At 39.4% G+C, this 26,669-nt stretch carries 21 protein-coding genes and 1 tRNA gene; 5 read left to right on the forward strand and 17 right to left on the reverse strand.

The annotated features are described in order from the left end of the window. Positions 1–61: 61 nt before the first annotated feature. Both FTV41_RS09290 and FTV41_RS09295 read right to left on the reverse strand, forming a co-directional pair. A complete protein-coding gene (locus tag FTV41_RS09290; protein ID WP_004970245.1) occupies positions 62–454 on the reverse strand; it encodes a SirB2 family protein in 393 nt (130 codons plus the stop codon). Between the two features lie 13 nt (positions 455–467). Then, a complete protein-coding gene (locus FTV41_RS09295) occupies positions 468–779 on the reverse strand; it encodes a BolA family transcriptional regulator (protein ID WP_179996443.1) in 312 nt (103 codons plus the stop codon). 233 nt (positions 780–1,012) lie between these two features. On the opposite strand from FTV41_RS09295, the gene FTV41_RS09300 reads away from it, so the two are divergent. From FTV41_RS09300 to FTV41_RS09315, 4 genes are all read left to right on the forward strand, one after another. Beyond that, positions 1,013–1,088, forward strand: a tRNA-Gly gene (locus FTV41_RS09300). Positions 1,089–1,437: 349 nt separating this feature from the next. Then, entirely contained in the window at positions 1,438–1,749 is a 312-nt protein-coding gene (locus FTV41_RS09305) for a helix-turn-helix domain-containing protein (protein WP_104852853.1), read from the forward strand. 188 nt (positions 1,750–1,937) lie between these two features. Next, entirely contained in the window at positions 1,938–3,320 is a 1,383-nt protein-coding gene (locus FTV41_RS09310; protein WP_179996444.1) for an IS200/IS605 family accessory protein TnpB-related protein, read from the forward strand. A gap of 23 nt (positions 3,321–3,343) precedes the next feature. After that, positions 3,344–4,633, forward strand: coding sequence for a type II toxin-antitoxin system HipA family toxin (locus FTV41_RS09315; protein WP_179996445.1), 1,290 nt, complete (start codon positions 3,344–3,346; stop codon positions 4,631–4,633). A 17-nt stretch (positions 4,634–4,650) separates the two neighbouring features. Here the strand turns inward: FTV41_RS09315 and FTV41_RS09320 are convergent, their stop codons facing one another. Continuing rightward, a complete protein-coding gene (locus tag FTV41_RS09320; RefSeq protein ID WP_179996446.1) occupies positions 4,651–7,998 on the reverse strand; it encodes a DEAD/DEAH box helicase in 3,348 nt (1,115 codons plus the stop codon). A gap of 166 nt (positions 7,999–8,164) precedes the next feature. Further along, on the reverse strand, positions 8,165–9,403 hold the full coding sequence (locus tag FTV41_RS09325; protein ID WP_131261285.1) for a hypothetical protein: 1,239 nt from the start codon (positions 9,401–9,403) through the stop codon (positions 8,165–8,167). Between the two features lie 214 nt (positions 9,404–9,617). Between FTV41_RS09325 and FTV41_RS09330 the strand changes: the two genes are divergently transcribed. Next, complete coding sequence (locus FTV41_RS09330) at positions 9,618–10,988, forward strand: phosphomannomutase CpsG (protein WP_179996447.1); 1,371 nt, start codon at positions 9,618–9,620, stop codon at positions 10,986–10,988. 89 nt (positions 10,989–11,077) lie between these two features. On the opposite strand, the gene galE is transcribed toward FTV41_RS09330, so the two are convergent. The 13 genes from galE to FTV41_RS09395 form a co-directional block, all read right to left on the reverse strand. Next, positions 11,078–12,103: a UDP-glucose 4-epimerase GalE gene (gene galE / locus FTV41_RS09335; protein ID WP_179996448.1), complete on the reverse strand. Its 1,026-nt coding sequence runs from the start codon at positions 12,101–12,103 to the stop codon at positions 11,078–11,080. Beyond that, positions 12,096–13,802, reverse strand: coding sequence for a glucose-6-phosphate isomerase (pgi, locus tag FTV41_RS09340; RefSeq protein WP_179996476.1), 1,707 nt, complete (start codon positions 13,800–13,802; stop codon positions 12,096–12,098). The genes galE and pgi overlap by 8 nt, the downstream gene beginning before the upstream one ends. A 14-nt stretch (positions 13,803–13,816) precedes the next feature. Beyond that, positions 13,817–15,085, reverse strand: a complete 1,269-nt coding sequence (locus tag FTV41_RS09345; RefSeq protein WP_179996449.1) for a nucleotide sugar dehydrogenase — start codon at positions 15,083–15,085, stop codon at positions 13,817–13,819. Between the two features lie 334 nt (positions 15,086–15,419). Then, complete coding sequence (gene galU / locus FTV41_RS09350) at positions 15,420–16,301, reverse strand: UTP--glucose-1-phosphate uridylyltransferase GalU (RefSeq protein WP_179996450.1); 882 nt, start codon at positions 16,299–16,301, stop codon at positions 15,420–15,422. A 24-nt stretch (positions 16,302–16,325) separates the two neighbouring features. Beyond that, positions 16,326–18,200, reverse strand: coding sequence for a nucleoside-diphosphate sugar epimerase/dehydratase (locus tag FTV41_RS09355; protein WP_179996451.1), 1,875 nt, complete (start codon positions 18,198–18,200; stop codon positions 16,326–16,328). Between the two features lie 255 nt (positions 18,201–18,455). Then, positions 18,456–19,631, reverse strand: coding sequence for a DegT/DnrJ/EryC1/StrS family aminotransferase (locus tag FTV41_RS09360; protein WP_179996452.1), 1,176 nt, complete (start codon positions 19,629–19,631; stop codon positions 18,456–18,458). A 12-nt stretch (positions 19,632–19,643) separates the two neighbouring features. Then, positions 19,644–20,309, reverse strand: coding sequence for an HAD family hydrolase (locus FTV41_RS09365; protein ID WP_179996453.1), 666 nt, complete (start codon positions 20,307–20,309; stop codon positions 19,644–19,646). Beyond that, a complete protein-coding gene (locus FTV41_RS09370; RefSeq protein WP_179996454.1) occupies positions 20,293–21,258 on the reverse strand; it encodes an ATP-grasp domain-containing protein in 966 nt (321 codons plus the stop codon). Before FTV41_RS09370 ends, FTV41_RS09365 begins: the two co-directional genes overlap by 17 nt. Then, complete coding sequence (locus tag FTV41_RS09375) at positions 21,259–21,858, reverse strand: sugar transferase (protein WP_179996455.1); 600 nt, start codon at positions 21,856–21,858, stop codon at positions 21,259–21,261. Next, entirely contained in the window at positions 21,859–22,998 is a 1,140-nt protein-coding gene (locus FTV41_RS09380; protein WP_179996456.1) for a glycosyltransferase family 4 protein, read from the reverse strand. It abuts the gene before it with no gap. Further along, a complete protein-coding gene (locus FTV41_RS09385; protein WP_179996457.1) occupies positions 22,988–24,085 on the reverse strand; it encodes a glycosyltransferase in 1,098 nt (365 codons plus the stop codon). The genes FTV41_RS09380 and FTV41_RS09385 overlap by 11 nt, the downstream gene beginning before the upstream one ends. A gap of 67 nt (positions 24,086–24,152) precedes the next feature. Beyond that, positions 24,153–25,223 (reverse strand): glycosyltransferase family 4 protein, encoded by a 1,071-nt coding sequence (locus FTV41_RS09390; RefSeq protein ID WP_179996458.1) that lies wholly within the window; start codon positions 25,221–25,223, stop codon positions 24,153–24,155. Further along, complete coding sequence (locus tag FTV41_RS09395; RefSeq protein ID WP_179996459.1) at positions 25,220–26,599, reverse strand: O-antigen polymerase; 1,380 nt, start codon at positions 26,597–26,599, stop codon at positions 25,220–25,222. Before FTV41_RS09395 ends, FTV41_RS09390 begins: the two co-directional genes overlap by 4 nt. Between the last annotated feature and the right edge of the window lie 70 nt (positions 26,600–26,669).

Raw genomic sequence — 26,669 nt, forward strand, 5'->3', positions numbered from 1 at the left:
CATACATTCAATGCCCGTGAGTTTGCGGCCACGAGCAATATCTACAATAAGACCTGCTGACTTAGCCAAAGCTTGGCTTTAACATCACTAAGCCTAAAATGGCAAAAAATGCGACTAAAGCTAAGCCCCAACCGACACGGCGTTGAATCAACAAAATACTGTCATCTTTTTTATACGCTTTGATTAAAGATGACAGCATCACCAAAAATAAAATAATTTTGGCATAAAACCATGTTTCGACTTGAAAGTCTTTTAAAAACAAAGCAATGACACCTGTCACCACAATCAGCGTCAGTGCCGAGTGTTGCAATGCCACAAAGACTGTCCACGCTTTAGGATTAGGCGAGTTATTTTGTGTGCCCTTAAACAAAGTCATGGCACGCACAAACAGCACCAAAAATAATAAAGCCGCTGCAGCAACGTGAATGGTATTCAGCATTCCTAAATTTTCCATTTATTTCATTCCATTACGATGTTTTTGGTGCGTGGGCGCATTCTGGGCTGCTGGTGTCTTGTCCCTGCCATTCAGATGCAACAAAGGCATGAATCGCCAGTGCATGAATTTTATTTGGCGCAAGTAAGTCACCTACAGCAGCATAAATTTTTTGATGACGTTGTACGGCGCGTAGCCCCTGAAAATCTTCACTCACCATCACCACTTTAAAATGCGACTCTTTACCCGGGAAATAACCGCCATGTCCTGCAGATTCGTTCACCACCTCTAAATGGCTTGGATTGAAAACGGCTAAGCGTTCTAGCAACTGTTGTTCTAAGCTCATGCTTGTATTTCCCCGAATGGTTTTAAAAGCTCTCTGAAGTATAACGTGTTCTGTGTGATTCGCAGCATCTTGTCGTGAGGATTCTTCGATTTACGATTCGCACCACTTTTCGTTATGAAATTTAGGCTGATGACTGCTGTTTTTTCTAAAAATGTTGTTTATTTATTCAGTCAGTACAACGATATGCAAAAAATGATTGACCCTATTTTTGCATCATGTATTATACACCGCATGCGGGAATAGCTCAGTTGGTAGAGCACAACCTTGCCAAGGTTGGGGTCGCGAGTTCGAGTCTCGTTTCCCGCTCCAGATTCTAAAAGCCTCAGTTGAATGACTGGGGCTTTTTTATTGTTGTTTTATTCAATATTTTACTTCATAAGAAATTTTTATACTTAAAAAAGTAAGTTTACAAAAGTGCTCTTTCAAAACTGTGAACAAAAAACCGTGTAGATGATGCTCCAAAGTATCAATCATACAAGATAAAAAAAACTCCAAAACAAAAGATAGTATTAGCTACTACTAAGTGGCTTATGTTAAACAAGATCAGCTTGCCTAGATCCTAAATATTGATGCCGCGGAGCCTGTTAATAATTTCTGTCATTGCTTCTTAATAAAAAAGCAACTAATATGCTTCTTATACCACCAAAAAGCAATAAATATGTCTACACTAAATAAGTCTTTACTACAGCAAGTCAAAAAAAGACGAACCCTATTGGGTTTAAAGCAAGTTGATATGCAATCACGTACAGGCATTTCAAGACAGCAGTACCAAAAACTGGAAAGTCAAGGCAATCCTCGATTAGATACCTTAGAAATTATTGCGGCAGGACTAAATGCTCAACTGATGCTCATCCCAGATGATAAGGTTCATTTGATTAGACAATTATTGAATGATGAAATTAAAGTCACTATTGAAGATCAAGATGACTTAATGTCTAACCCATGGAAAGGTCTTCTCGGAGGAGAGTAATTAACTATAACTAAAAATATAGACAAATATTTGCATAAGTGCTCATTTTGTCTATGTCGATTCAGTAGTGGCAAGGTGGGTATTTATTAGAGATTTAAATGATTATCTTTTGTATTTTAGGTGAGTGTCTTGGTATATTAGCATCCATATCTATTGATTATCCAATCCCTTAACCTAGGCATGACTTTGTGAAATTAACACGCATTCATCACTGTAAAAATTTGAATGTGCAAAAGTACAAACAGCTTGAGAAACAAGCTGTTTTACTTGGTCGTATTCGTAGCGAGGTGTGGGCTAAATATGGTGCTATTTCAGGTTTGAATATCAGTGACAGAGCTATTCGTGATGCGTGGATGAAAGAAAGTCGTGACTTTGGTGTTTCTGCAAATGCGTGGAAAGAAACGCTACGTGATTGCATAGGTGATATTAAAGCCTATCGAGAAGCATCAAAAGACAAAGTAAAGCAGGCGATCCGAAAACGCACCTCCTGTAATAATGAACAAAAAAGACTATACACCTTGCTTAAAAAAGATGAATGGATGACTGATAATTTCCTCCATCGTCAAATGCGTAATCACTTTAAGCATGGTGTTAATCACACACATAATCAAATTATTGTTCGTGCGGATATGTGTAAAACTTTTGAGTTAAATGGTCAATGTTGGCTTAAAGTGCCGAGTCTAGTCCCTCGACAAACCATTAAAATTCCACTAAACACCACTGTTGATTTTGCGCCACAAGGCACACTTAGAATCATTCTAAAAAACGGTAATGTTGAAGTTCACTCAACTTATGATGCAGTTGAAACACAGGATTGTGGTCAGGAAACCGTAGGTGTTGATAAAGGTTATTCAGAAGCCTTTGTGGATTCTGATGGTGAAGTATATGGCAATGGTTTAGGTAAATTGATCTCAAGTGAATCAGACTACCTAAATCAAAAGTACAAACGTAGAAATAAGCTCAGAGCGATTTCTAAAGCCAAACCGCACAAGAAACAGAAAATTGAGTTAAATAATCTAGGTCGAAAAAAACTAGATAAGCGACAAGATACTCAAAAAGCAAAGCTCAAAACATTAATATTTACAGCAACTCACAAGTTGGTTGATAAAGCCAAAGTGATTGTTGCGGAAGATTTAACATCCCCAATTCAAAGTAAACGCAACTATGGCAAAAACACCAATAGACGCTTAAATACATGGGCTAAAGGTTTGTTAGCTAATGCCCTAACTTCTATATCTCACCGTAGAGGTTCTACGGTGCATCTAGTCAATTCTGCATATACTTCGCAAAGTGATTCTTTCTTGCATGGCCTTTTAATAGGTACACGTAAGGGAGATCGTTTTCACCGTTTCAATGGGGAAGTTGTGCAAGCTGATTGGAATGCTGCGAGAAACGTGCTTGCAAGATTAAACGACAATGAGATAAGTCGTTATACGCCTTACAAAACTGTAAAGCGTATATTGCAAGAACGGACTGACCGCTACAAGTCGGAACTGACCGACTCAGGCTCTAGTTACACGCTTGGCAACAAGACATTAACAGAGTGCGAATTAGTCCTTGACTATGTTTGAATACATTTTAAGGAACAGGAACCATGAATACTGTTGCAGTCCTGAAATTAACATTACATCACGTTGTCGTTGGATACTTGGCAGGATTTCAGAGCGGAAAAAATATTCTGGTTTTCACAGATTCTTTTCACTTGGATCAGCAACGTCCGACCTTGAGCTTGCTTACTTCCCCTTTATATCCTCAAGCGGATAAGATTTTAGAAAAGACCTATGTTACACATCAGCGCTTACACCCCTTGCTATCAAATCTGCTACCAGAAGGTGCATTACGCGAACTCATAGCACAAAGCCTCAAAATACATATAGACAATGAATTTCAGTTATTGGCAGCTTTAGGTCATGACTTACCTGGGGCACTGATTGCAACCCCAGTAGATCCAGAAGAAATCCCAGATGGAATAAAATTTAAGCTTCAGATCTCGAATCCAGATCAGATATTAAAACAAGAGATTCGGACAAATAATAAGTTTTCCTTGGCTGGCGTCCAAATGAAGTTTTCCATGAAAGCCAAAGATGGGCGTTTTACATTAGCACAGGCAACGGAATCCAGCCTACTCGGTGATTGGATTGTCAAAACTCCTTCTACCAGACATGCTTTTGTTCCGCTGAATGAATACTCTATGATGATCCTTGCCAAAATGGTCGGAATAGATATCCCAGAGATTCGTTTGGTAGATATGGCACTCTTACAAGACCTTCCACCATTAAATCTACCCCAAGAGCAATATGCTTTTGCAATTAAGAGATTCGATAGGCAGAGTACTGCTAATACTACAGAGCTTATTCATATTGAAGATTTTGCTCAGATCTTTGGTTCATATCCACACCAGAAATACAGCACCACAAATTATGAGCAGATCGGTAAGATCATTTATCACTATTCAGATAACAAAATTTTTGATATTCAGCAATTTGCCAGCCGTTTACTCGTCAATATTTTACTCGCCAATGGAGATGCACACTTAAAGAACTGGAGTATGATTTATCACGATAAAACAACGCCAAGATTATCCCCTGCATACGATATATTGATGACAAGTGTATATATTGAAAATGAGCGTCATTTCGCCTTAAATCTTGCCAAAAATAAAGATTGGTATTTAGCTGAGATGAAACACTTTGAACAATGGGCTGAAAAAGTCGGTGTTCCATGGCGTGTTATTGAAAAACAACTTCACGCGATCATGGACAAAGCACGGTCAGTATGGCCAGTGCTATTACTAGACTTACCTATGATTCCTGCTCATAAAGAAAAATTAAGAGAACATTGGAAAAAATTGCATCCAGACTTTCAGATACTTACAGATGATTAGGGTAATCTGAAACCAAACTAAAATTTCTCAAACAAGTTCATCACGTCATTTTCCGTCAGTTTCGCTTCGCCTTCATGATCTGTACTTAGAATAGAGTGTGCCAGTTCTGCTTTATTTTGCTGTAAGGCAAGAATTTTTTCTTCTATGCTTTTATTGGTAATCAGCTTATAGACAAATACCGGCTTGTCCTGTCCAATCCGCCATGCACGATCTGAAGCTTGATCTTCAGCAGCAGGGTTCCACCATGGATCATAGTGAATGACCGTATCTGCGGCAGTTAGATTCAAACCGACCCCTCCTGCTTTCAGACTGATTAAAAATACCGGCACTTGTCCAGACTGAAACGCTGTAATGACTTCATCTCGCTTTTTGGTCTTTCCAGTCAGCTTCACATAGCCAATTTCTGCGTGATGGAACTGTTGTTCAATCAGTTCCAACATTGAGGTAAACTGAGAGAAGATAAGAATTTTTCGCCCCTCTTCCACCATTGGAACGACCATATCCATCAACTGTTCAAGTTTGGCAGAATGCGCCTGCCCAATTTTCACTGAATCCAGCTTTAGTAAGCTAGGATGGCAGCACACCTGACGTAGCTTCAGTAAGGCATCTAAAATTTGAATTTGACTACGTTTAAGGCCTTTTTCTGCCACAATTTTCTGAATGCTTGCCTGCATCGTGGCACGAACAGCCTCATATAACTTGGATTGCTGGTCATTCATATCAATATTGACTTCAATCGTGGTTTTTTCTGGCAACTCTTTGGCTACGTCAGTTTTCAAGCGACGTAAAATGAAGGGCTTAATCCGGTTGATCAACTTTTGTCTTAACTGCTCATCACCGCGCTTTTCAATCGGATGACGGTACTTTTTATTAAAAATTTCTTGTGAATATAAAAATCCTGGCATCAGGAAATAAAATAGTGCCCACAGCTCACCCAAATGATTTTCCATAGGTGTACCAGTTAGACATAGACGATGTCGCGCTGTTAATTGCCGTACTACCTGTGCAGCTTTGGCGCGCGGATTTTTGATATTCTGCGCCTCATCCAAAATGAGTTGATGATATTCATATTGCTTTAGTTGCTCTTCATCTCTCGCCAGAAGCGGATAGGTGGTTAACACAATATCATAGTGCGGAATCTGCTCAAAATACTGATGGCGATCGGGCCCCTGTAGCAGCAATACCTTGAGCTCTGGGGTAAATTTCTCCGCTTCTTTGAACCAGTTATGCATCAGCGATGTGGGTGCAACAATTAAGGCGGGACTATCCTGCAAATATCCAGCCTGCTTTTCCATGAGTAAATGGGCTAAAGTTTGTGCTGTTTTCCCCAAGCCCATATCATCTGCCAGAATCCCGCCATGCTGGGTTTCCCTTAAAAACTGTAACCAGCCTAAGCCCTGCTGCTGGTATAGACGCAACTCCCCCTGAAAACCTTGTGGTGTTGGCAGTTGTTGCTGATAGCCTTGTTTGAATTTATGTACAAATTTCTGCAGGCGATCACTGACCTGCCATGTCATCCCAAGATTATGCTGCAATTCTAATAATTGACTCGCATCATAGCGATCAATACTGCGCTCTTCTTGCTGTAAAATGCTCTGCAGATGCAATAATACCGGCTTAATATCCCTAGCGGATAGCGCCAAATCAGGTTGATCAACTGCAGTTTTCACGGTGAAAATTTGACTGTCATGCAGATGAATAAAAGTCCGCGGATCAAGTAAATCAGGATTTACTCGCACCAAAGCTACGAGCGCATCAAGTAAATTATAAGAATTGCCTGCACTGTCTTGAACCGTCGCCCCGATATTGAACCAGTCCTGCTGGCCTTCAGATTCAGTGATAGAAATATTTAAATTTTCAACATATTGCAGGTTAAAGGGGCTGTTTTCCAGATGCTCTATCTGCCAGCCCATCAACTCAATTTGATTGATGGGCATCAGCTGTTTGATCCAGTCTCCATAGAAAGCAAAAACCATAGAATCGAGACGTTGTTTATCCAGTTTTAATTGATGGTCATAACTAAGATCTTTCACCCACTTCAGTGATTCGACCAATAGCTGTAAACGTTGGATTGACTGTTGTTCCTGAACTAAGTCCCGAAGCTGTCGTACCATTTTGTCATGCTGCTCACCAATGAAACTGTCACCTGATGTACCTGCTTTAATTCGCCCGCCTGCATAGGAGAATTCAATTTCAGCACAAACAGACTCTTCCCATTTCCAATCAAATTTATCTAAAACACCGAAGCGTAAAATTGGCTGGGGACTACCCTCAAGGACATCAATATGCTGAATAGACTCGGGCTGAGGCAGATTTTTCACGTCTGAATATTGATGAGTCAGTTTCTCAAACTCTGGCAAGAGCATAGATGGAAGATCAGGCATCTGTAAAAAATGGTACAGAAGATTTGCCGTATATTCACCATATAACTGGCCCACCGTGTTCTGTTGAATATCCACATAACACGGTGGCTGGCTAGCGAGAATTTGGATATGTGGATTTGATTTTAAATCGAGTCGAATATCACCATTGACCAATTCAATATTTAAATGCTCTGTCTGTTTGTTTACACCTTGTTGCCAGATCAGTTCGATGTGATAGCCTTGTTCTGACCATTGAAGTGCAGTATGGCTCTTTTTTTGCCAGTACACATCGCCACTTTGAATAAAAGATTTGAAATGCTCCAATAAAATTCCGGAGATATCAAGATTGCTTTGATAAAAACGTTCGTCACTGTTTATTTTGGCATAATAATAAATCTGGTTAAATAATTGTCGTTTTTGTTCAGGTAAAGTCAGATGCTTTCTGGTGATATTTTCATATTGGGTATAATAACTTTCCCCCGCAATTGAGCCGTTTTTATTGCGTCTGGCCTTCTGAACATCAACTGTCAATTTCTTTAAGCTGACAGACTGATCTAACAGGTAAATTAAATAATTGTTTGTTTTGACAGATTGCTCTGGTTCAGTCTGTTGTAAATACCGTTTAAAATCATTCAACCAGCGCTGTGCCTGATCATCCCCCCGTAGGCGTTTTGCGATTCCCTGCGGGGATTGAGAGTCAGCATAACGCTGCTGAAATTCCTGGCGATATTCCTGAAAGAATAACCGCGCTAAAGCAGCAGCATGTTTACAGTTATATCCAACCGGACAAGTGCAGTCGTCATCGATTAAACGGTCTTTTTGGGGATTATAGGTAATTGCAGTATCGTAATAATCTGTCCCTTCAATTTGGGCATACATCGTAACCCCGTCTTTTTCCTCAAAGAACTCAATCGTTTCCCTATCAATGCGTTTAGCATAGCTAAGACTGCGCTGAAGAGTTGCTGTACTAAAGCGAGATAGAAAATTGATCAATGAGGACATAATTACCAGACACTAAAAATGTTTATACAATTATAACGGGCAAAGGTATCATTTCAGAATAGTAGCCGAACGGCCCAACCTGAGCATAACTTGGATTCACTCAAAAGGAATATTGTAAATAAAGACTACTTTTTGCATAAACATTCAAAGCCAAACCTCAATATGTCTACATCATCACAGCATGCATTTCCCACACATATTGACTGCGCATCAATTGCTTTAATTGTTTAAGGTCTTGATATTTTTCCAGTATCTCTTGCGCTCGAGCTAATTTTTGTTGAACATGTCGATAGTCTTGCTCATATTTTCGATACAAATCCTGCACTTTAATTTTACGGTTAGAATATAAAAACTGACTCCAATTAAAAGAGTAAATAATGTCATCCACTTGCATTTGCAAAGTTTCTAACTGTTCTTCTAAAAGCAGGTTATACGCTTTTAATTGTTGATTGGCGAAAGACAAATTATGCTGCTGACCCAACTGAATTTGCAAATTTAACAATGTCAATAAATCATTGGCTTCATAAGCCTGATTGGCTTGCTGCATCAATACGGTTTTTTCTTGTTTTTTCTGCTCATCTTGCTCACGATCTGGGTGAATCCACGCTGTAATTTTTAAGTAAATCGCTTTAATGGACTGATTTGCTAGTTTCTTGGCTTCTTCACGCTGTTGCTGTTTTTTTGCTGCTTTGGCTTTTTCACGGGCAATTTGCTGTTCGGCAAAAGCTTTTTGCGCACTACTCAACTGACTTAAAAAATCCAGCTCCTCTTGTTCTTGCATTTTTTGTTCAAATTTTTTTATAAAGTCATCTAAATCTAATGGATCATGCTGAAAATCAAAAAAATCTAGATCTAGGTCATATTCTTCACAAAGAAAATGCTTCAAACTTTCTAGCTTGAGCTGTGCCAAGCGCTCTTGTTCAGACTCATCATGTTCAAAACTATTTTGTTCACATTGTTCAACATTTTCGTCTTCTGACTCTGTTGCTGTTTTAGCTTCAGATCTTAAATCCACATCATCTGTGTCTAGCAATTCAATATGATGCCCATAACTGTTCAGCAATTCTGTTAAAAACTGAACTTGTTCGGTAGACATCTGCTGCGAATCCAAAAGTTGTAAACTGAGTTGCTCAATTTTTTGATCCAGCTTAGTTTGCTGGGCTGCCGTCACTTTTTGTTGTTTTTGCTGAAGCAATTGTTGAATTTGCTGAAATATAACTTCACGCAATTGCGCATAAGTCGGTAAAATTTCACGGCTGGCACGTGCCTGAATATCGGCTTGTGCGGTCTGCCATTCATTCAAACGTAGCTGTTCCTGCTCAATTTTTTGGCATAGTTTCTGAAATTTTTTCTGTGGCGCAGAAAGTTTCTGCTCTGGCTCTAAAGTACTTTTCTGTAATTCCATCTTCAATCATATCGAACACATAAGTCTGAGCCGTATTTTAACCAACTTCTTACTCAAGAAAAAACACCCTTGCCCATCACCACATCTTTTCTCATCCATAGTCTTTGACCTGAAACATCTTCAAGCAATTGATCTTCTATTCTGTACAGCACATTACACACAGTTCGATTATCATAGGCAGCAATACGATTTTTCCAAATATTTAGGACAATACATGAGCACATTAACCTGTTTTAAAGCCTATGACATTCGCGGAAAATTGGGCACAGAACTCAATGAAGAGATTGCCTATAAAATTGGTCGTGCTTACGGACAAATTTACCAACCTAAAACCGTTGTAATTGGCTGCGATATTCGCCTTAGCAGCGAAGGCTTAAAGCAGGCCACCATTCGTGGTTTAAATGATGCAGGGGTCAATGTGCTCGACTTGGGAATGACAGGCACAGAAGAAGTCTATTTCGCAGCCTTTCATTTAGACGTGCAAGGTGGCATTGAAGTAACTGCCAGCCATAACCCCATGGACTACAACGGCATGAAACTGGTACGTGAAAATGCACGTCCGATTAGTGCCGATACCGGCCTAAAAGACATTCAGGCTTTGGCAGAATCGGGCGAATTTACCCCAGTTGAGCACAAAGGTAGTACTCAAAGCTACAATATTTTGCCTGAATTTATTGAACATTTAATGACGTATATCGAGCCTAGCAAAATTCGCCCAATGAAACTGGTCATGAATGCAGGCAATGGCGCTGCAGGACATGTGGTCGATGCAATTGAGCAAAAATTCAAAGCCCTGAATATCCCCGTTGAATTGGTCAAAATTCACAATGATGCCGATGGCACCTTCCCCAATGGTATCCCCAACCCCATTTTAGTGGAAAACCGTGACAGTACCCGCAATACCGTATTAGAGCATCAAGCCGACATGGGCATTGCGTGGGATGGTGACTTTGACCGCTGTTTCTTGTTCGATGAAAAAGGCCAGTTTATTGAAGGCTATTATATTGTCGGCTTATTGGCACAGGCATTTTTACTCAAACAAGCAGGCGAGAAAATCGTGCATGACCCACGTTTAGTCTGGAATACCTTTGATGTGGTCGCTCAATATCAGGGTGAAGCGATTCAATCTAAATCTGGGCATGCCTTTATTAAAGATGTGATGCGTGAGCACAATGCCGTTTACGGCGGTGAAATGAGCGCACACCACTATTTCCGTGATTTCGCCTATTGTGACAGCGGCATGATTCCTTGGCTATTGGCGGTTTCGGTATTGTCTGAAACAGGACAATCGCTATCGAGTCTGGTCGAAGAAATGATTGCCAAATTCCCATGTTCGGGGGAAATTAACTTTAAAGTAGCCGATACTCAAGCCACCATCCAAAAAATCTTTGAGCATTATGCCAGCCAAAACCCAACAATTGACCAAACCGATGGCGTGAGTCTTGACTTTGGGGCATGGCGTTTGAATGTGCGTGCTTCAAATACTGAGCCATTATTACGCTTAAATATTGAAAGCCGTCGTGATCAAAACCCACGCCCGATGCAGGACTATGTGGATGAGTTGACGCAACTCATTCAAGCTTAATCTAAAAAATCAAAGCAATATAAAAATGGGATTCAAAACTGATTCCCATTTTTATGCTCTAAACCTCGTGGCTAAGTGTATAGCTAGAATCACTCATCTTGACGATAACCATTCGGATTCTGCTTTTGCCAGTTCCAGCTATCGGCCAACATATCCTCTAAAGCATATTGTGGTGTCCAGCCCAGTTCTTGCACGGCACGACTGTTATCTGCAAAAGACGTAGCCACATCACCTTCACGACGTGGTGCAAACTCAAATGGAATCTGCACACCATTGACCTGTTCAAAAGTATTTTTTACTTGCAGCACCGAAATCCCATTGCCTGTACCAATATTCCAAGCACGGCAACCCTGTGCAGTCAAACGGTTATTCAAAGCACATAAATGCGCATTAGCCAAATCGACCACATGAATATAATCGCGCACACCAGTACCATCTGGTGTGGCATAATCCTGCCCAAAAATTGACAGTTTTTCACGACGTCCCACCGCCACTTGGGTGACATAAGGCATTAAATTATTTGGAATACCTTGTGGGTCTTCGCCAATGCAGCCACTTTTATGTGCCCCCACAGGGTTAAAATAACGCAATAGCGCAATCGACCAACGTGCATCGGCAAGGGCTGCTTTTTGTAAAAGCTGTTCCACAATCAGTTTGGTATAGCCATAGTTATTGCTTGGCATGCCCGTTGGCATCTCTTCATTCAACGGCGAAATATTGGATTCGTCATATACTGTAGCCGATGAACTAAACACCAGTTTAAACACATGCGCGCGTTGCATCGCCTGGATCAAGCTAATTGAACCCGCAATATTGTTGTCAAAATAGCTCAGTGGAATTTGTTGGCTTTCTCCCACTGCTTTGAGTCCTGCAAAATGAATCACTGCATCAATTTGATGTGCAGCAAACACAGCATCCAAAGTAGCAGCATCACGAATATCACCCTGAATAAACTGCAAGGTTTTGCCCGTCAGTTGCTGCACCCGCGCCAATGACTCTGCCGAGCTATTAGATAAATTATCTAGCACCACCACGCTGTGCCCTGCATTCAGCAACTCAACACAGGTATGTGAACCAATATAGCCCGCACCGCCTGTTACTAATACATTAGCCATCTATTTTTCCTAATAAAATTTTTAATAAACCTTGAGTCGATGCATCGAGTGCCGATAAATCCTGTTGCTGCCCATTTAAAATAGGCAAAAGCTGATTGGCAATTTCTTTGCCTTTTTCTACGCCCCATTGGTCAAAGGGATTGATATTCCACAGCACCGATTGTACAAAGACTTTGTGTTCATACAAAGCAATCAACATGCCCAAACTATACGGATTGAGTTCTTGCAATAAAATACTGCTACTTGGCTGATTACCACTGTACTGCTTATACGCCGCTAAGCCATCTAATTCCTGCTGATCTAGAGCCTGATTACCAAAGGCCAAAAGCCGCGACTGTGCCAAGCAGTTGGACAAGGCCAAATGATGCTGCTCCACCAAAGCCTCAGCATTTTCCGCATAGGTAAATTGATTGGCATTATAACGCTGCACAGGGGCAATAAAATCACAGCTGACCGCATGCGTCCCTTGATGCAACAATTGATAGAATGCATGCTGGGCATTCGGCCCGACCTCACCCCAAACAATCGGGCAAGTATCGACGCTCACCGCCTCGCCATTACGCTGAATTGACTTGCCATTCGATTCCATTTCTAATTGCTGTAAATACGAAGCGAAGTATTTTAAACGTCCATCATAAGGCAAGACCGCATGAGTCTGAATATTCAGGAAATTATTATTCCACACCCCCAGCAAACCCATCAGCACTGGGATGTTCTGATCAAATGCAGCATTTTGAAAATGCTGATCAACCGCATGTGCACCTGCTAAAAACCGCTGAAAACCCGCAACGCCAATGGTCAGGGCAATCGGTAAGCCAATACACGACCATAACGAATAGCGACCACCGACCCAATCCCAAAGCAAGAGCTGATTTTCAGGGCAAATGCCCCAAGCAGTCATTTTATCGGCTTTGGTGGATACCCCAATAAAGTGATGTTTCAGAATTTGCGCATGTGTACCCAAAGCCTTTTCTAGCCATTGTTTCACCGTTTGCGCATTGGATAAGGTATCAATCGTACCAAAAGACTTGGACGAAATAATAAACAAGGTCGTTTCAGGACGTAGACGATGCAGCAATTCGGATAGCTGACTGCCATCCATAGTGGATACAAAATGTACATTCAGTGGTTTTTCAGTTGCCACTTTAAAATCAGATAAGGCTTGGGTCACCATCAACGGGCCTAAATCTGAGCCACCCACACCAATATTGACCACATCCTGAATCACTTCACCCGTGGCACCACGGTATTGGCCTGCATGAATTTTTTCCACCAAGGCATACATACGCTCAAGCTGGGTATGCACTTGCTCAGTCAATGCAGCGTAGGCATCGGTCTGTTCGGAAGCGCTTGCTGCTGTGCTGGTCGCAGGCAAACGCAAGGCCCAATGCATCGCATCGCGCTGTTCGGTATAGTTGATTTTCTCTGAGCCTGTTGCCGTTGAAAATAAACGTTGAATCCACTCAGCAAGCTGACTCTGCTGTGCAAACTGAACCAGGGTCTGCAACACCTTGGCGTCAATCCGATGCTTGCTATAGTCAAACAGCACACTGTCCAAAGCCACCGAGAAACGCTGAAAACGCTGTGGATCTTGAGCAAACAGCTGATTTAAATGCAGATGCTGAAACTGTTGCTGCAATTGTTGTAACTGCGGCAAAGCATTGTCATTTGGGGAGATCGAACTTTGCGTCTGTGGCATTGTGCTACGAATCATTAGCGACCGACTCCCATATAAGCAAAACCTTGTGCCTTCACAAATTCAGGATCATAAATATTGCGACCATCCAAAATCAGTGGATGCTGCATCTGCTGCAACAAAGTTGGATAAGCCAAACTCCAGTACTGTTTCCACGCGGTCAGCACACACAATGCTGATGCCCCCTCTACCGCTTGATATTGGTCTGTACATAAAATCAGATCATCACGCTGACCATACTGTGCCACAATTTCAGGCAATGCTTGTGGGTCATGCAATTTGACCGTCACACCCTGCGCCCACAACGCAGGCAACATCACATGAATGGGAGAATGTTGCACCCGTGCAGTATTTTCTTTAAAAGCCGCGCCCCAAATCGCCACAGTTTTGCCGTTTAAATCGCCCTGATAATAATTCCACAACTTTCTAAACAAGAGTTCTTTTTGTTGTTCGTTAATGTCCCAGACCTGCGCCAACAGCTGACTTTTCACCCCTGTGGTGGATACGGTACTGGCCAGAGTCTGAATATCATGACTAAAGTTTTCACCACCAAACCCCGCACCAGGGTACATATACGATGCACCAATACGGCTATCTGCCGCCATGCCTTGACGTACATGTTCAATATCAATCCCGAGTTTTTCTGCCACCACCGCCAAGTCATTGATATAACTGATACGGGTCGCCAACATGCCGGAAATACTCAGTTTGGTAAATTCTGCATCCAACACGGGCATAAACAGATATTGCTGCGCACGTGGGAATAAGGGGCGGAGTAATTCTTTGAGTTTGACTTGCGCACGTTCATTTTCACAACCCACCGTGAGTTGCTGTGCGCGGGTCATACTTTGAATGGCATTGCCCTCTTGAATCATGTCGGGCAAATACATCCAGTCATCTTGTGGCAAGATTTTTTGCAGGCGCTGTGTACCATTTAAACCCAAAGTCGAGGCATTGATCATCAATTTAGGGTGAATGATCGGACGTTGTTGCAATTGTCCCAAAACGGTTAAGGCGTGGGCTTCTTCAGTCGGATTCAAACTGAGTAGATAGACATCCACATCTAAAGGTAATGCAGCAAAATCACAATAGTGTAAAAAGCCCTTGCTGCATTGTTGTTGTAATAACAGGCTCAAGGCTTGGTCTTGAAAGCTGAGATGTTGCTGTTCGAGTGGATGGGCTGCGTCTTGAAAGATATCGCACCAATAGACTTGATGCCCACATTCTGCCAAAAGTGCAGACATCACGCCTGCATAGAGGGTTTTACCAAAGACTGCGACTTTCAAAATGTGTTCCTATGTATTGTTTGATGCTGTTTATTTCATGGGGTTACTCTCTTGATTCAAGAGAGATTAGGAAAGATTTTTACATTTCATCCTTTCCTACTGTTCCTCCCTTTTTAAAGGGAGGCTAGGAGGGATTTTCAACATTGAAAGTTTTCACCATATTTGGCTCTCCTTTTTTTAATCCCCCTCAATCCCCCTTTGAAAAGGGGGAGGTTCGCACAAGCAAGGGCTTTGTAATGGGATGTTCCTCCCTGAGCAAGAATTTAAGCACTGCTTTAAATTCTTGCTCAGGGAGGCTAGGAGAGATTTTCTAATCTTCCCCCCTTAATCACCTTTAAGATTCAATCTTTAACTCTTGAATCAAGGCTTTAAAATCATCGCCTAATTTTGGATGATCGAGCCCATAATGCAACACTGCTTTTAAGTAACCCAACTTGCTGCCACAGTCAAAAGTCTGACCTTGCATACGGTAAGCTTCCACCACACTATTTTGCTGCAACATGGCAATGGCATCGGTCAATTGAATTTCATTACCTGCCCCTTTAGGGGTGTTTTCGAGCAAAGTCATAATTTCTGCAGGCAGAACATAACGCCCCACCACCGATAAATTAGAAGGTGCAGTGCCTACTGCGGGTTTTTCGACAATGCCCTGCATCACGGTACTTTCACCTTCAGCAGGTACTGCGGCTACATCGACAATACCGTATTGATCAACCAGATGATCTGGTACTGCTTCAACCATAATCTGTGCAGCGTTGCTTTGCTCAAAACGCTGAATCATGCGTGCCAAGTCATTTTGTGCAGCATCATCTTTAACCAATACATCGGGTAACAGCACTGCAAAGGCGTCATTGCCCACTACAGATTTAGCACATAAAACCGCATGCCCTAAGCCTAAAGGTTGTGGCTGACGCACACTCACGACACTGACATGTGCAGGTAAAATTTCGGTAATCTCTTTGAGCAAATCCAGTTTTTGTTTTTGGGCTAAAGTGGTTTCTAACTCAAAGTTACGGTCAAAGTAGTTTTCAATGGAGGCTTTAGAGGAATGGGTCACCAAAATAATTTGCTCAATCCCTGCTGCAACTGCCTCTCGCACTACATATTCAATCGCAGGACGATCGACTACGGTCACCATTTCTTTGGGAATGGCTTTACTGGCTGGCAGAAAACGGGTGCCTAAACCTGCAACAGGTAAAATCGCCTTCTTAATCATATGTCTTAACCTGATCTCGATATTTTAATTTACTTTGACTTCTTTACCACGTTGATAGCCATCAACATAGTGTTCAAGCTGTGCTAAAGCCCAGTCAATATCACTTTGAATTGCGGTTAAGTCATGCATACGCTCAAACACCATCAGCAATTCATCCAACGGATACATTTTTTCATAAGAACGCAAAATACGACTGTGCTGGGTCACTTCGGTATTATCGGCATCAATCAACAATTCTTCGTAAAGTTTTTCGCCTGGGCGTAAGCCTGAATATTGAATTTCAATATCACCTTCCTGACTGCCTGTTTCTCGTACTTTTAAACCACTCAGTGCAATCATTTGACGTGCCAAGTCCTGAATGCGTACAGGTTCCCCCATATCCAGCAGGAATACATCACCCCCCTGACCTAAAGCACCCGCCTGAATCACCAATTGCGAGGCTTCTGGAATGGTCATAAAGTAACGGGTGACTTCAGGATGAGTCACGGTAATGGGCCCACCTTTGGCAATTTGCTGTTTAAACAACGGCACCACCGAACCCGATGAACCCAAAACATTCCCAAAACGGACAATGCTAATTTGGGTTTGGTCTTGCGCTTCTGCCATCGCCTGACAATACAATTCTGCCATACGTTTAGACGCCCCCATGACATTGGTTGGACGCACGGCTTTATCGGTAGAAATGAGTACAAAGGTTTCTACACCTGTTTTGACCGCTGCATTTAAGCTAAATGCCGTACCAATGGCGTTGTTTTTCAAACCTGCCAATGGGTTACATTCTACCAAGGGCACGTGTTTGTAAGCAGCCGCATGGTACACGGTTTGAACCCTATACTGTTCCATCACTCGCTCTAGTTTGGCCTGATCGAGCACTGAACCTAAAATCGGGATAATCGTGACATCGCTATTTAAGCGTAATTCTTTGTCAATGCTATACAACGCAAATTCGGTCAGTTCATAAATCACTAAAGCTTTGGGTTTATTTTTAACAATTTGGCGACACAGTTCAGAACCAATTGACCCCCCCGCGCCTGTGACCAAGACCATTTTGTCTTGAATATTTTTAGCCAGCAGTTCGGGTACTGGTGGCACAGGGTCACGCCCGAGCAAGTCAATAATATCGACTTCCTGAATATCCGATACGCGAATTTCACCATCGACCAGTTTGGTCAGTCCTGGAATTTCTGTAATTTTAATATGTGCAGGTTCTAAAAATGTGACGATCTCGCTTTTACGCATGCGTCCGACAGAAGGCAACGCAATCAAAATTTCATCAATATGCTTTTTCGGCATGACTTTTAATGCTGTTTCTGCATCATAGACTTTTAAACGGCCCAACTGTTGCCCAGTGAGTGACGGATTATCATCAATAAACAACACGGGTAAGTGTTCATCTGAACGATATAAAGCCGCCGCAATTTGCTGCCCTGCATTGCCTGCACCATAAATCGCCACACGTTTTTTTTGTACATCGGCTTGTAAATAAGAACGCACGATAAAGCGAATAAAGCCACGGCTAAACCAGACCCAAGCGAACATGAGAAAGCCGAACATAAGCGGAATAGAAGTGGGAATAAAGGCATCGGTAAAATATGCCAACGCATACAATCCTGCCACAGCCAAAGATGTTCCGAGCCCCAATTTGACCATAAACAGTTCGCTGTAGGTGCGCACAATAAAGCGATACACGCCAAAAATAAACAGCGATACAACGGCAATCACACTTGCCCATACCGAACCAAAAGCCAAGTTGGGCACCACTTCTGCGCCTAAATCAAACTGGCGGATGGCATAACATAGCCAAAGCAAGACAGGAAATACACAAAAGTCCAGCACCATTAAAAATGCAAGTTTGACTAAGCGGGGGGATTCTACAGCAGGTTCGATAATGGATTTCACGGAATGAGGCTTCTCAATTTTTTACTGAGGATGGTTTGGATGAGACATCTTAAAAAAACCCTCAGTTCACACTATTTTTATAAAAGTAAGATATATGACTTTGCAATATTTTACTCTATTTTCGGTTTAAAGATTAGGTAACTCTATCGCATGCAATAGTCTAGTGATGTAAATGCACCAACTAACCTGACGCAGCCCTTTATGCACTATGACAAGATGAAGATCACCTCTTTAGGGCTGCATCACAAGTATGACTTAGCCTGCCATCTTTTGTATCACCTGCTGAATCGCCGCAATAGTTTTTGTGATACTGTCATCGCTTAAGTTTGGATGGACCAAGAACATTAAACTGGTTTCGCCCAATTGCTGTGCATTTGCTAAACGCTGTGCAGGACGCCATGTTGTACCATCAAAGGCGTGTTCCAAATATACTTCTGAGCATGAGCCACTAAAACAAGGGACATTTTGGGCATTAATTTCCTGCATGATACGATCACGTGACCAACCTGCAGGTAACTGTTCGCTATTGACCTGCACATAGCACTTGTAGTTGGCATGTACATAGTCACTGTTTGGATAGTGCACAGTAAAATATGGACTGTCCTGAAACGCTGCTAAAATGCGCTGTGCATGCTCGGTACGTTTTTGTGTCCATTCTGGCATGCGCTGTAATTGTATACGTCCAATCACGGCTTGCATTTCCATCATGCGCCAGTTGGTGCCAAATGAGTCATGTAACCAACGAAAACCTGGCGGATGTTGTTTGTGATAAATGCTGTCGTAATTTTTACCATGGTCTTTGTACGACCACATTTTTTTCCATAGCTGTTCATCATTGGTGGTGACCATACCGCCTTCGCCACCTGTAGTCATAATTTTGTCCTGACAGAACGACCACGCACCAATATGTCCAATTGAACCTGCAGATTTGCCTTTGTACATCGCACCATGTGCCTGTGCACAGTCTTCAATCACATACAGACCCTTTTCTTTTGCCAGTTGCATAATCGGGTCCATATCACACATCCAGCCTGCCAAATGCACACAAATAATGGCTTTGGTGTTTGAGGTTAGTACTGCTTCAATAGTACGGGCAGAAATGTTTTGTGAATCAAGCTCCACATCGGCAAAAATTGGGTTGGCACCTGCGGTAACAATAGAGCTTGCCGACGCTAAAAAGGTGCGTGAAGTGACAATCACGTCATCACCAACGCCAATATTCAGGGCTTTGAGTGCAATATCTAAAGCGACAGTACCGTTGGTAAGTGCTACGGCATATTGCGTTTGCGTAAATTGGGCAAATTCTTTTTCAAATTCGCGGCATTCTTGCCCTGTCCAGTAGTTGACTTTGTTAGACAGTAAAACTTGAGATACGGCATCCGCCTCTTGTAGAGTAAAGCTTGGCCATGGTTCAAATGCTGTGTTTAGCATGTACTACTAATCCTAATGAGTTTTATTTCTATCCAACGATAAGAAGCTTCTAATTTCTTGCCAAGAATTTAAGCAATGGTCTGCTTGATATTCCGCAGCAATTGAAAAATTCTGTTTATGAATATTCTGACCTTGATCTTTCAAGCATATGGTGGTCCAGCCTAATAATTTTGCTGTTACAAAATCTTTTTTCAGATTATCACCTATATAAATATATTCTTCACACTGTAATTCGTTCATCACTTTCTCATAGTTGGCTATAGATGGCTTTTCTGAGCCAATTTCCTCAGAAATTACTATACTATTCAAAAGATTTGTTAATCCTAACGCTTGTAATTTATTACGTTGAGTTTTTGAACGCCCGTCAGTAATAACTGCATATTTATATTCCTTAGCAAAATAGGTTAATGTTTCTGCAACATCTTGGAATAGGGTAATATCCGGTTTATGAAAGCGATACCAATCTAAAAGCTCTTTTTTATCCAGTTGATATTTTTGGGAAATATTTTCAAAAACGTTTTCACCAGCCTGATATTCTGCCAACATTTTCGCGTACAACTGTTGTGGCTGAGTACTAATTTTTGCCGCAATAAAACGGTATGCGGATTGCAAATAACTTATTTCAGCATAAAGTGTATCATCTAAATCTAAAACTAAAGCTTTAATCTTGGTAGTCATTTACCAAAACCTCAGCATCATAACGCAGCATAAGTAAATTATCACACCATGCTGAAAATTCTTCAATATCCTGATTTAACAGATATTCTTGAATAACCCACTGACTATAATTAGCACCTGCTAAATAACTTAAAGGATAGCCACCACCAAAACGTGGGTTTATTTCAATCCCTAAAATTTTATCTTCAGTTTTATGCATAAATACCTGTATCGTTAAACAGCCACGCGCACCAGCTATATATTTTAACTTTTGATTAAATTCTCTGACAATAAAGTTCTTTTTTGTTACCCCTTTATTTACTTCACCTGCACGCACAAAAATACGCTTACGCGGTACTACACATTTTAAGTCTGAGGATTTATCGTAGTAACAGTCAACGGTAAATTCATCATAGTCGTCTGGTTTAATGTATTCCATAAACATAAGTTTTGGATCCACACGATGTTCCGGTTTAATATCTTCTGCACAATAGGCTGTAAAAATACCTTTACTCAAGCTTCCATCATATGGCTTTACAAAAACAGGAAACTTTAGACTCTCTAAGGTATATTGCTGCGGAATATCAATTCCTTTTTCTTCAAAAAAATGATTGATTTGACGTTTGTCGCGACATTGGTGTACCAACTCAGGATCACTTACCAATAAATGGATTCCTTGCTGCTTAAAATAAGCAATATTTTCACTTAAAACTAATAACTCTGTATCAATCGTTGGTACGATTAATTTAACTTGATGACTCAAGCAAAGGTGTAATAAATAATCAATATATTCAGGGCTTGTAACACGTGGTGCTTTAAAACTTTGGTCAGAAATATGACATGCAGGAGCTAGAATAGGATTTAAATCAGTAGTAAAAACCTGACCATTTTCAAAAATTTTTTTCAGTTCTGTTTGGAAAGAGCGTACCAATGAAACTCTTTGTCCTGCTGAGGTAATTAAAATATTCATTTATTTCTTCTCATTACCATTAAATTTTGGCATTGTTGCATCATTTTCCGCGTTAATATCATCTTTGGCGAGCACTTTTTTAACCGTTTTCAGCATAATTTTAAAATCTAACCAGATCGATTGATTTTCTACATACCACGTATCAAGTTTAAATTTTTCTTCCCAACTAATGGCATTACGTCCATTTACCTGTGCATGCCCTGTCATGCCTGGGCGGACTAAATGGCGTTTGGCTTGTTCTTGGTTATATAGCGGTAAGTATTCCATGAGTAGTGGGCGTGGCCCGACGATGCTCATATCGCCCTTAATGACATTCCAAAGTTCTGGCATTTCATCTAGACTACTAGAACGCAGCATTTTACCAAAAGGCGTTAATCGCTCACTGTCTGGTAGAGGGTTGCCTTGTGCATCTACAGCATCTTTCATACTGCGAAATTTAATCATTTCAAAAGGTTTGCCGTGTAAACCCGGGCGTACCTGACGAAATAAAACAGGCGAACCTAGATTTTTTTTCACTTTATGTGCCACATAAAAATACAATGGTGACAGTAAAATCAGGGCAATAGAAGCAATAATAATATCGAGGAGGCGTTTTAGCATTTATAGACCTAGAATATTCACTAAACGTTGATTTACTTTTTCTGCATCAAACTTTTCAACAGCTATTTTATAGCTTTCGACACCCATTACACAAATCTGTTCAGGATGTTCAATGAAATAAATCATTTTCTCAGCTAATGCTTCAGGATTCCATCGAGGGATAATAAAACCATTCACGCCGTCTACAACCGTTTCACGGCAACCTGGCACATCTGTCGTAATAATCGCACGCCCTATCGCCATAGCCTCTTGTGTACTTCTTGGCACTCCCTCACGATACGATGGCAATACAAATACATGACTGTCAGCAATCCAATCTTTGATATTACTAACATGACCAGAGTATTGAATAATATTAGAGGAAATTAAAGTATCCAAGTCTGTTTGTTGTAAAGCACCTAAATTATGATGATCTATTGCACCAAGCACTATAAACTCTGTCTCAGGATATATTTCCTTTACAAGTTTTGCTGCATGAACAAATTCATGTATCCCTTTTTCTTTCAATAAACGACCAATAAATAAAAATTTAAGGGGCAAACGAATTTTACTCAAGGGTTGATATGGATAGTCCTGTAAATTTAAGCCAATCCCACCTAAAACCTCTACACTTTTGACGCTTATAGCATGCTTTTCAAGTAAATCTTTTGGGTCATCAGGATTTAAAAAAATAAGCTGATCAAGTTGTGGTAATGCAATTTTATATAAAAAAATCTGTATCTTTTTTATGAGTTGAGTTTTTTTACTTAAACCTTCTGGTTGCTCCGTAAATGTATAGCCTAACCCTTCTAGCATACCAACAACACGCGGAGCTTTAGCTAATTTGGCTGCCAAAGTACCAAAAATGACAGGTTTAGAAAAATAAGAGAATACTAAGTCAGGATTAATTGCTTTAATTTTTTTTGAGAGTTGATATGTTGCAATTATATCTACAAGTGGGTTCAATCCCCCACGGTTCAATGTATATGTTATTGGTGTAGCACCCAACTTTTCTATTTTTTTTAGGTCTTCTGCCGTATATTCAGAAGTAAACGCATAAACTTGATGACCTTTTTTTAAGAATGTACGAATTAAATCTGCACGAAAGCCATAGAAGCTAGATGCGACTGTGCCAACAAGAATAATTTTTTTAGGCAGCATAAATTTTTAACCATTGCTTTGTAATTTCATCAAGATCGAAATTTTTTTTGACATAATCAAGTGCGTTTAAATTATTTTGGCTTATTATTTTTTCATCCATAGATATTGCTTTGCTAAGCTGTTCAGCAAGTAGCGTTGAGTTTTTGATAGGAGCTAATAAACCATACCCCCCCATCACTTCTTTTACCCCACCAGAATCGGTTGCAACAACAAATGTTTCACATGCCATAGCTTCTGCAACAACCAACCCAAAACCCTCATATGCAGAAGAAAGTACAAAAAAATCGGCAGCGGACATAAGGTCAGCAACATCATCTCTGCGACCTAGCAATTTCACATCTTCACTCAGCGCATAGCCTGCAATAGCTGCCTCAATTTCAGCACGCTCTTCACCTTCACCTGCGATTATTAATACAGGACAATGAATAAAAGTGCCTTGTTTCTCAATTAATAAATAAAATGCTTTTATTAAATTTAAATAATCTTTAGCTTTGTGAAACCTCCCTACCGCTAAAAACAACTTAGCATCAGAACAAATATCTAAATTTGATCTAATCGATTCATAAGCTTGGGGATTAAATTTAAATTTATCTAAATCAATACCATTATAAATGGTTCTAATGCCACCTTTAGGTACAGCACCAAGTAGCTCAAAGCTTTCACTAGCTGCAATACTGACATTTGTTGTTAAGTCAGCCTGATGATGGGTTAACTTATAAGCTAACATTCTGAGCCTACCACCTTCATTGTTACTGTGTGCAGTACAAATCAGTTTAGGGATTGGAGTAAATTTACGGGCAATTCTAGCAAAAATATTGGCATGTACCATGTGTGCATGCACAACATCTGGCTGAAAATCTTCAATCAATTTTTTATAGTTTTTATATGCACTGAAAATATCATATACAGTTTCTAACCCTATATATATAAGTTCTATATTTTGATTATTTGGGCTAACAATAACTGGTTTTTTAAAGTAAGCAATTTTAACACTATGACCCAGATTAAACATCCTAGCAGCTAAATCTACAACAACTTTTTCAGCCCCACCACCAGCGAGACCTGTAATTACATATAAAATTCTCATTAAAGCATCTCATCGATTTTTTAATATTAAAGTTTCAAAAAGAAAATATAAAACTTAAGATAAATTTTTAAATTTTCTCTAACTCATAAATCCACTTTGAAATAATAGATTTTTTAGAAAAACGCTTACTCTCTTCAAAAGCATTTAAACTCATTCTTTCCCTAACAACCTGATTAGATATTAGATAGTAAATTGCTTCCACATATTCATTTAACGCATTATCATTAACAAGTATTCCTGAATTAACACTTAAAATCTCAGAGGGACCAGTAAAAATATCAAAAGCAATTGCAGGCAAACCAAAACTTTGGGCTTCTATAAGAACCATCGGCAAACCCTCAAAATATGAAGACATACAAAAAAAGCTAGCTCCCGTATATTCTTGCTCAACATTTTCAGTAGTCATAAGACTGATATTAGGAACCTTATAATTTAAAATCATGGATTGAAGATTATTAATTTCCTCACCATAACCAATAATTTTTAGATTCCAATCCGAACATTCATATTTTTTTTGAAGTATAGCCCATATTTTAATTAACCTATCAAAACCCTTAACTTTAGTATATCTTCCTACAGATAAGATAGTTTTTGAAGAAGAATTATATGAGTTTTTTTGCAAAGAGTATTGATTGATATTATAAATATACGTTACCTTCGCATTTATTTTCAAATTAGAATACCACTCATCCTGATCTCTTTTTGTCAATAAAACTATCAAATCAGCATATTTAGCAGCCAAAAATCTTAGAAAAACTCTTACTTTTTTCCCATTATTATTTTTAAAATTAAAATGCTCCCAAACCACCAACTTAGTTCTATTTTTATTCAAAAACCAAGGTAAAAAAGAAAATAGCAATGAAATTGTTTCTACTGTTAGCAATATATCAAAGTCTTTCTTTAAAAGTTGATTAAGTTTAAAAAAAATTGAAATGTACTGTTTTTTATAATCACTTATATTTAAGCTAACAATATGAATATTACTACTTAATTTAAAGTTTTTATTCGAAAAGTGATCAAAAACAACTAGAGTAAGCTCGATATTTTTGGATTCAGATAAACCGTTGAGGAGGTTTATAGTAGATCTTTCAACTCCTCCCACCCCATTCAGACTACCGACAAAAAATAAAATTTTCATTTAAATCTCAAACTAAAAAACGAAATATATAATTTACAAAAAATCAAGTTGAATAAAACCATACCAACAAGGTCATTCAAGCTTGCTCTTGGATAAAACAAAATAAGTATTGTTATAGTAATAAATACCACATAAGAATAGATAGATTTATTATTAGAATATGCTTTTATTTCAATTCTACCAAAAAAATATCCAATATATGTGAATATCATTAAACTTAAAATAGGGCCAAAATTAACCAATAAGTCAACAATTGCTGTTGTGCCTACCCCATAATTCACTCCACTGTATAATGTTGCTATCACCGCAGAATCATAGGTTGATTGAGATAAATTTAAAAAACCCATTAAACCTGGCAGCGCTCTAAACAAACCGACTAAAAAGGTTGTACCGTACAGCGAAAAACCATTTTCCCATAACGAAAAAAGAATATTCCCAGAATAAAATGATCCAGCTAATTCTGCAGTAAAGGGAAATGAAAATTTCGTAAAGACATAACCATCACTAATATATAAACCTTGTTTATAAATATCAGCAAGACCATAAACCTTGAACAACAACCCGACTATGTTTAAAGCTAAAAAGCATAATATTACAAAAACAACGTTAATTTTCTTTTTATAAAAAAGAAAGTATGAAAAAATTATTGGCGATAAAATCATAATCGCATAAATTCTATTGTGTGAATTTAAAAAAACAAAACACGAAATAGCAACTAGTATCAAATAATAAAAATTCAGATTATATAAAAAATTTAACGAATTTCTCCCACTCACTCGAGAGTAATTAAACACCTTAAACGCCAAATAAATTGCTGAAAATTTTACTAAAAAACCATAGGAGGCAACACTAATGGAATTAATTTCAACCTCACCATGACTATAATCATTATTAAATGTCAAAAAAAAGACAAAAAAACTAATAAATATTAAAATCAATAAAGGATAAGTTTTTATTTTTATCTTACAATCACTCGAATCCAACATTATAGGTTTTGAATAGCTATACGTATGACCCAAAAGAAAAAAATTCAACATCAAAGAGCTAAAAGCAACTAATTTATTAATAACTGTAAAATCATAAACCAAATATAAACTTGGCTCTAATAGAACTCTGTTTCCATAAATTATTTCTAATGGAATTTGGAAAGATATAATCCAAGACATTAAAACAAAAAATACTATTATAGAAAATCCAAATCCTCGCATATAGGTACTTTGGCGACACTTCCAAGATAATAAAAAACTTAGAATAACACTTAATGCCGAAAAATTAACAATCAGAAAACTTACATCACCTTTTTCTGAGAAGAGGTAAATTAGTCCCTGCATAGTAACCAAAAAGATTTGAAATAAAAAAATAGAATTTTTATTCATATAAACTCAAATACCTAACAGACTCATGCGTAGTCACTCAGAAAAATGCACAAATACACCATAAAAATTA

This window comes from Acinetobacter sp. YH16051, assembly GCF_013417135.1.
GTDB classification, from domain to species: Bacteria; Pseudomonadota; Gammaproteobacteria; order Pseudomonadales; family Moraxellaceae; genus Acinetobacter; species Acinetobacter towneri.

What these genes read in the sequence shown, in the direction of transcription:
- FTV41_RS09360 (WP_179996452.1), bottom strand. Translation starts at nt 19,631, where the DNA reads ATGCTAAACACAGCATTTGAACCATGGCCAAGCTTTACTCTACAAGAG.
- FTV41_RS09370 (WP_179996454.1), bottom strand. Translation starts at nt 21,258, where the DNA reads ATGAATATTTTAATTACCTCAGCAGGACAAAGAGTTTCATTGGTACGC.
- FTV41_RS09315 (WP_179996445.1), top strand. Translation starts at nt 3,344, where the DNA reads ATGAATACTGTTGCAGTCCTGAAATTAACATTACATCACGTTGTCGTT.
- FTV41_RS09290 (WP_004970245.1), bottom strand. Translation starts at nt 454, where the DNA reads ATGGAAAATTTAGGAATGCTGAATACCATTCACGTTGCTGCAGCGGCT.
- FTV41_RS09305 (WP_104852853.1), top strand. Translation starts at nt 1,438, where the DNA reads ATGTCTACACTAAATAAGTCTTTACTACAGCAAGTCAAAAAAAGACGA.
- FTV41_RS09325 (WP_131261285.1), bottom strand. Translation starts at nt 9,403, where the DNA reads ATGGAATTACAGAAAAGTACTTTAGAGCCAGAGCAGAAACTTTCTGCG.
- FTV41_RS09380 (WP_179996456.1), bottom strand. Translation starts at nt 22,998, where the DNA reads ATGCTGCCTAAAAAAATTATTCTTGTTGGCACAGTCGCATCTAGCTTC.
- galU (WP_179996450.1), bottom strand. Translation starts at nt 16,301, where the DNA reads ATGATTAAGAAGGCGATTTTACCTGTTGCAGGTTTAGGCACCCGTTTT.
- FTV41_RS09385 (WP_179996457.1), bottom strand. Translation starts at nt 24,085, where the DNA reads ATGAGAATTTTATATGTAATTACAGGTCTCGCTGGTGGTGGGGCTGAA.
- FTV41_RS09330 (WP_179996447.1), top strand. Translation starts at nt 9,618, where the DNA reads ATGAGCACATTAACCTGTTTTAAAGCCTATGACATTCGCGGAAAATTG.
- FTV41_RS09295 (WP_179996443.1), bottom strand. Translation starts at nt 779, where the DNA reads ATGAGCTTAGAACAACAGTTGCTAGAACGCTTAGCCGTTTTCAATCCA.
- FTV41_RS09365 (WP_179996453.1), bottom strand. Translation starts at nt 20,309, where the DNA reads ATGACTACCAAGATTAAAGCTTTAGTTTTAGATTTAGATGATACACTT.
- pgi (WP_179996476.1), bottom strand. Translation starts at nt 13,802, where the DNA reads ATGCCACAGACGCAAAGTTCGATCTCCCCAAATGACAATGCTTTGCCG.
- galE (WP_179996448.1), bottom strand. Translation starts at nt 12,103, where the DNA reads ATGGCTAATGTATTAGTAACAGGCGGTGCGGGCTATATTGGTTCACAT.
- FTV41_RS09395 (WP_179996459.1), bottom strand. Translation starts at nt 26,599, where the DNA reads ATGAATAAAAATTCTATTTTTTTATTTCAAATCTTTTTGGTTACTATG.
- FTV41_RS09390 (WP_179996458.1), bottom strand. Translation starts at nt 25,223, where the DNA reads ATGAAAATTTTATTTTTTGTCGGTAGTCTGAATGGGGTGGGAGGAGTT.
- FTV41_RS09320 (WP_179996446.1), bottom strand. Translation starts at nt 7,998, where the DNA reads ATGTCCTCATTGATCAATTTTCTATCTCGCTTTAGTACAGCAACTCTT.
- FTV41_RS09375 (WP_179996455.1), bottom strand. Translation starts at nt 21,858, where the DNA reads ATGCTAAAACGCCTCCTCGATATTATTATTGCTTCTATTGCCCTGATT.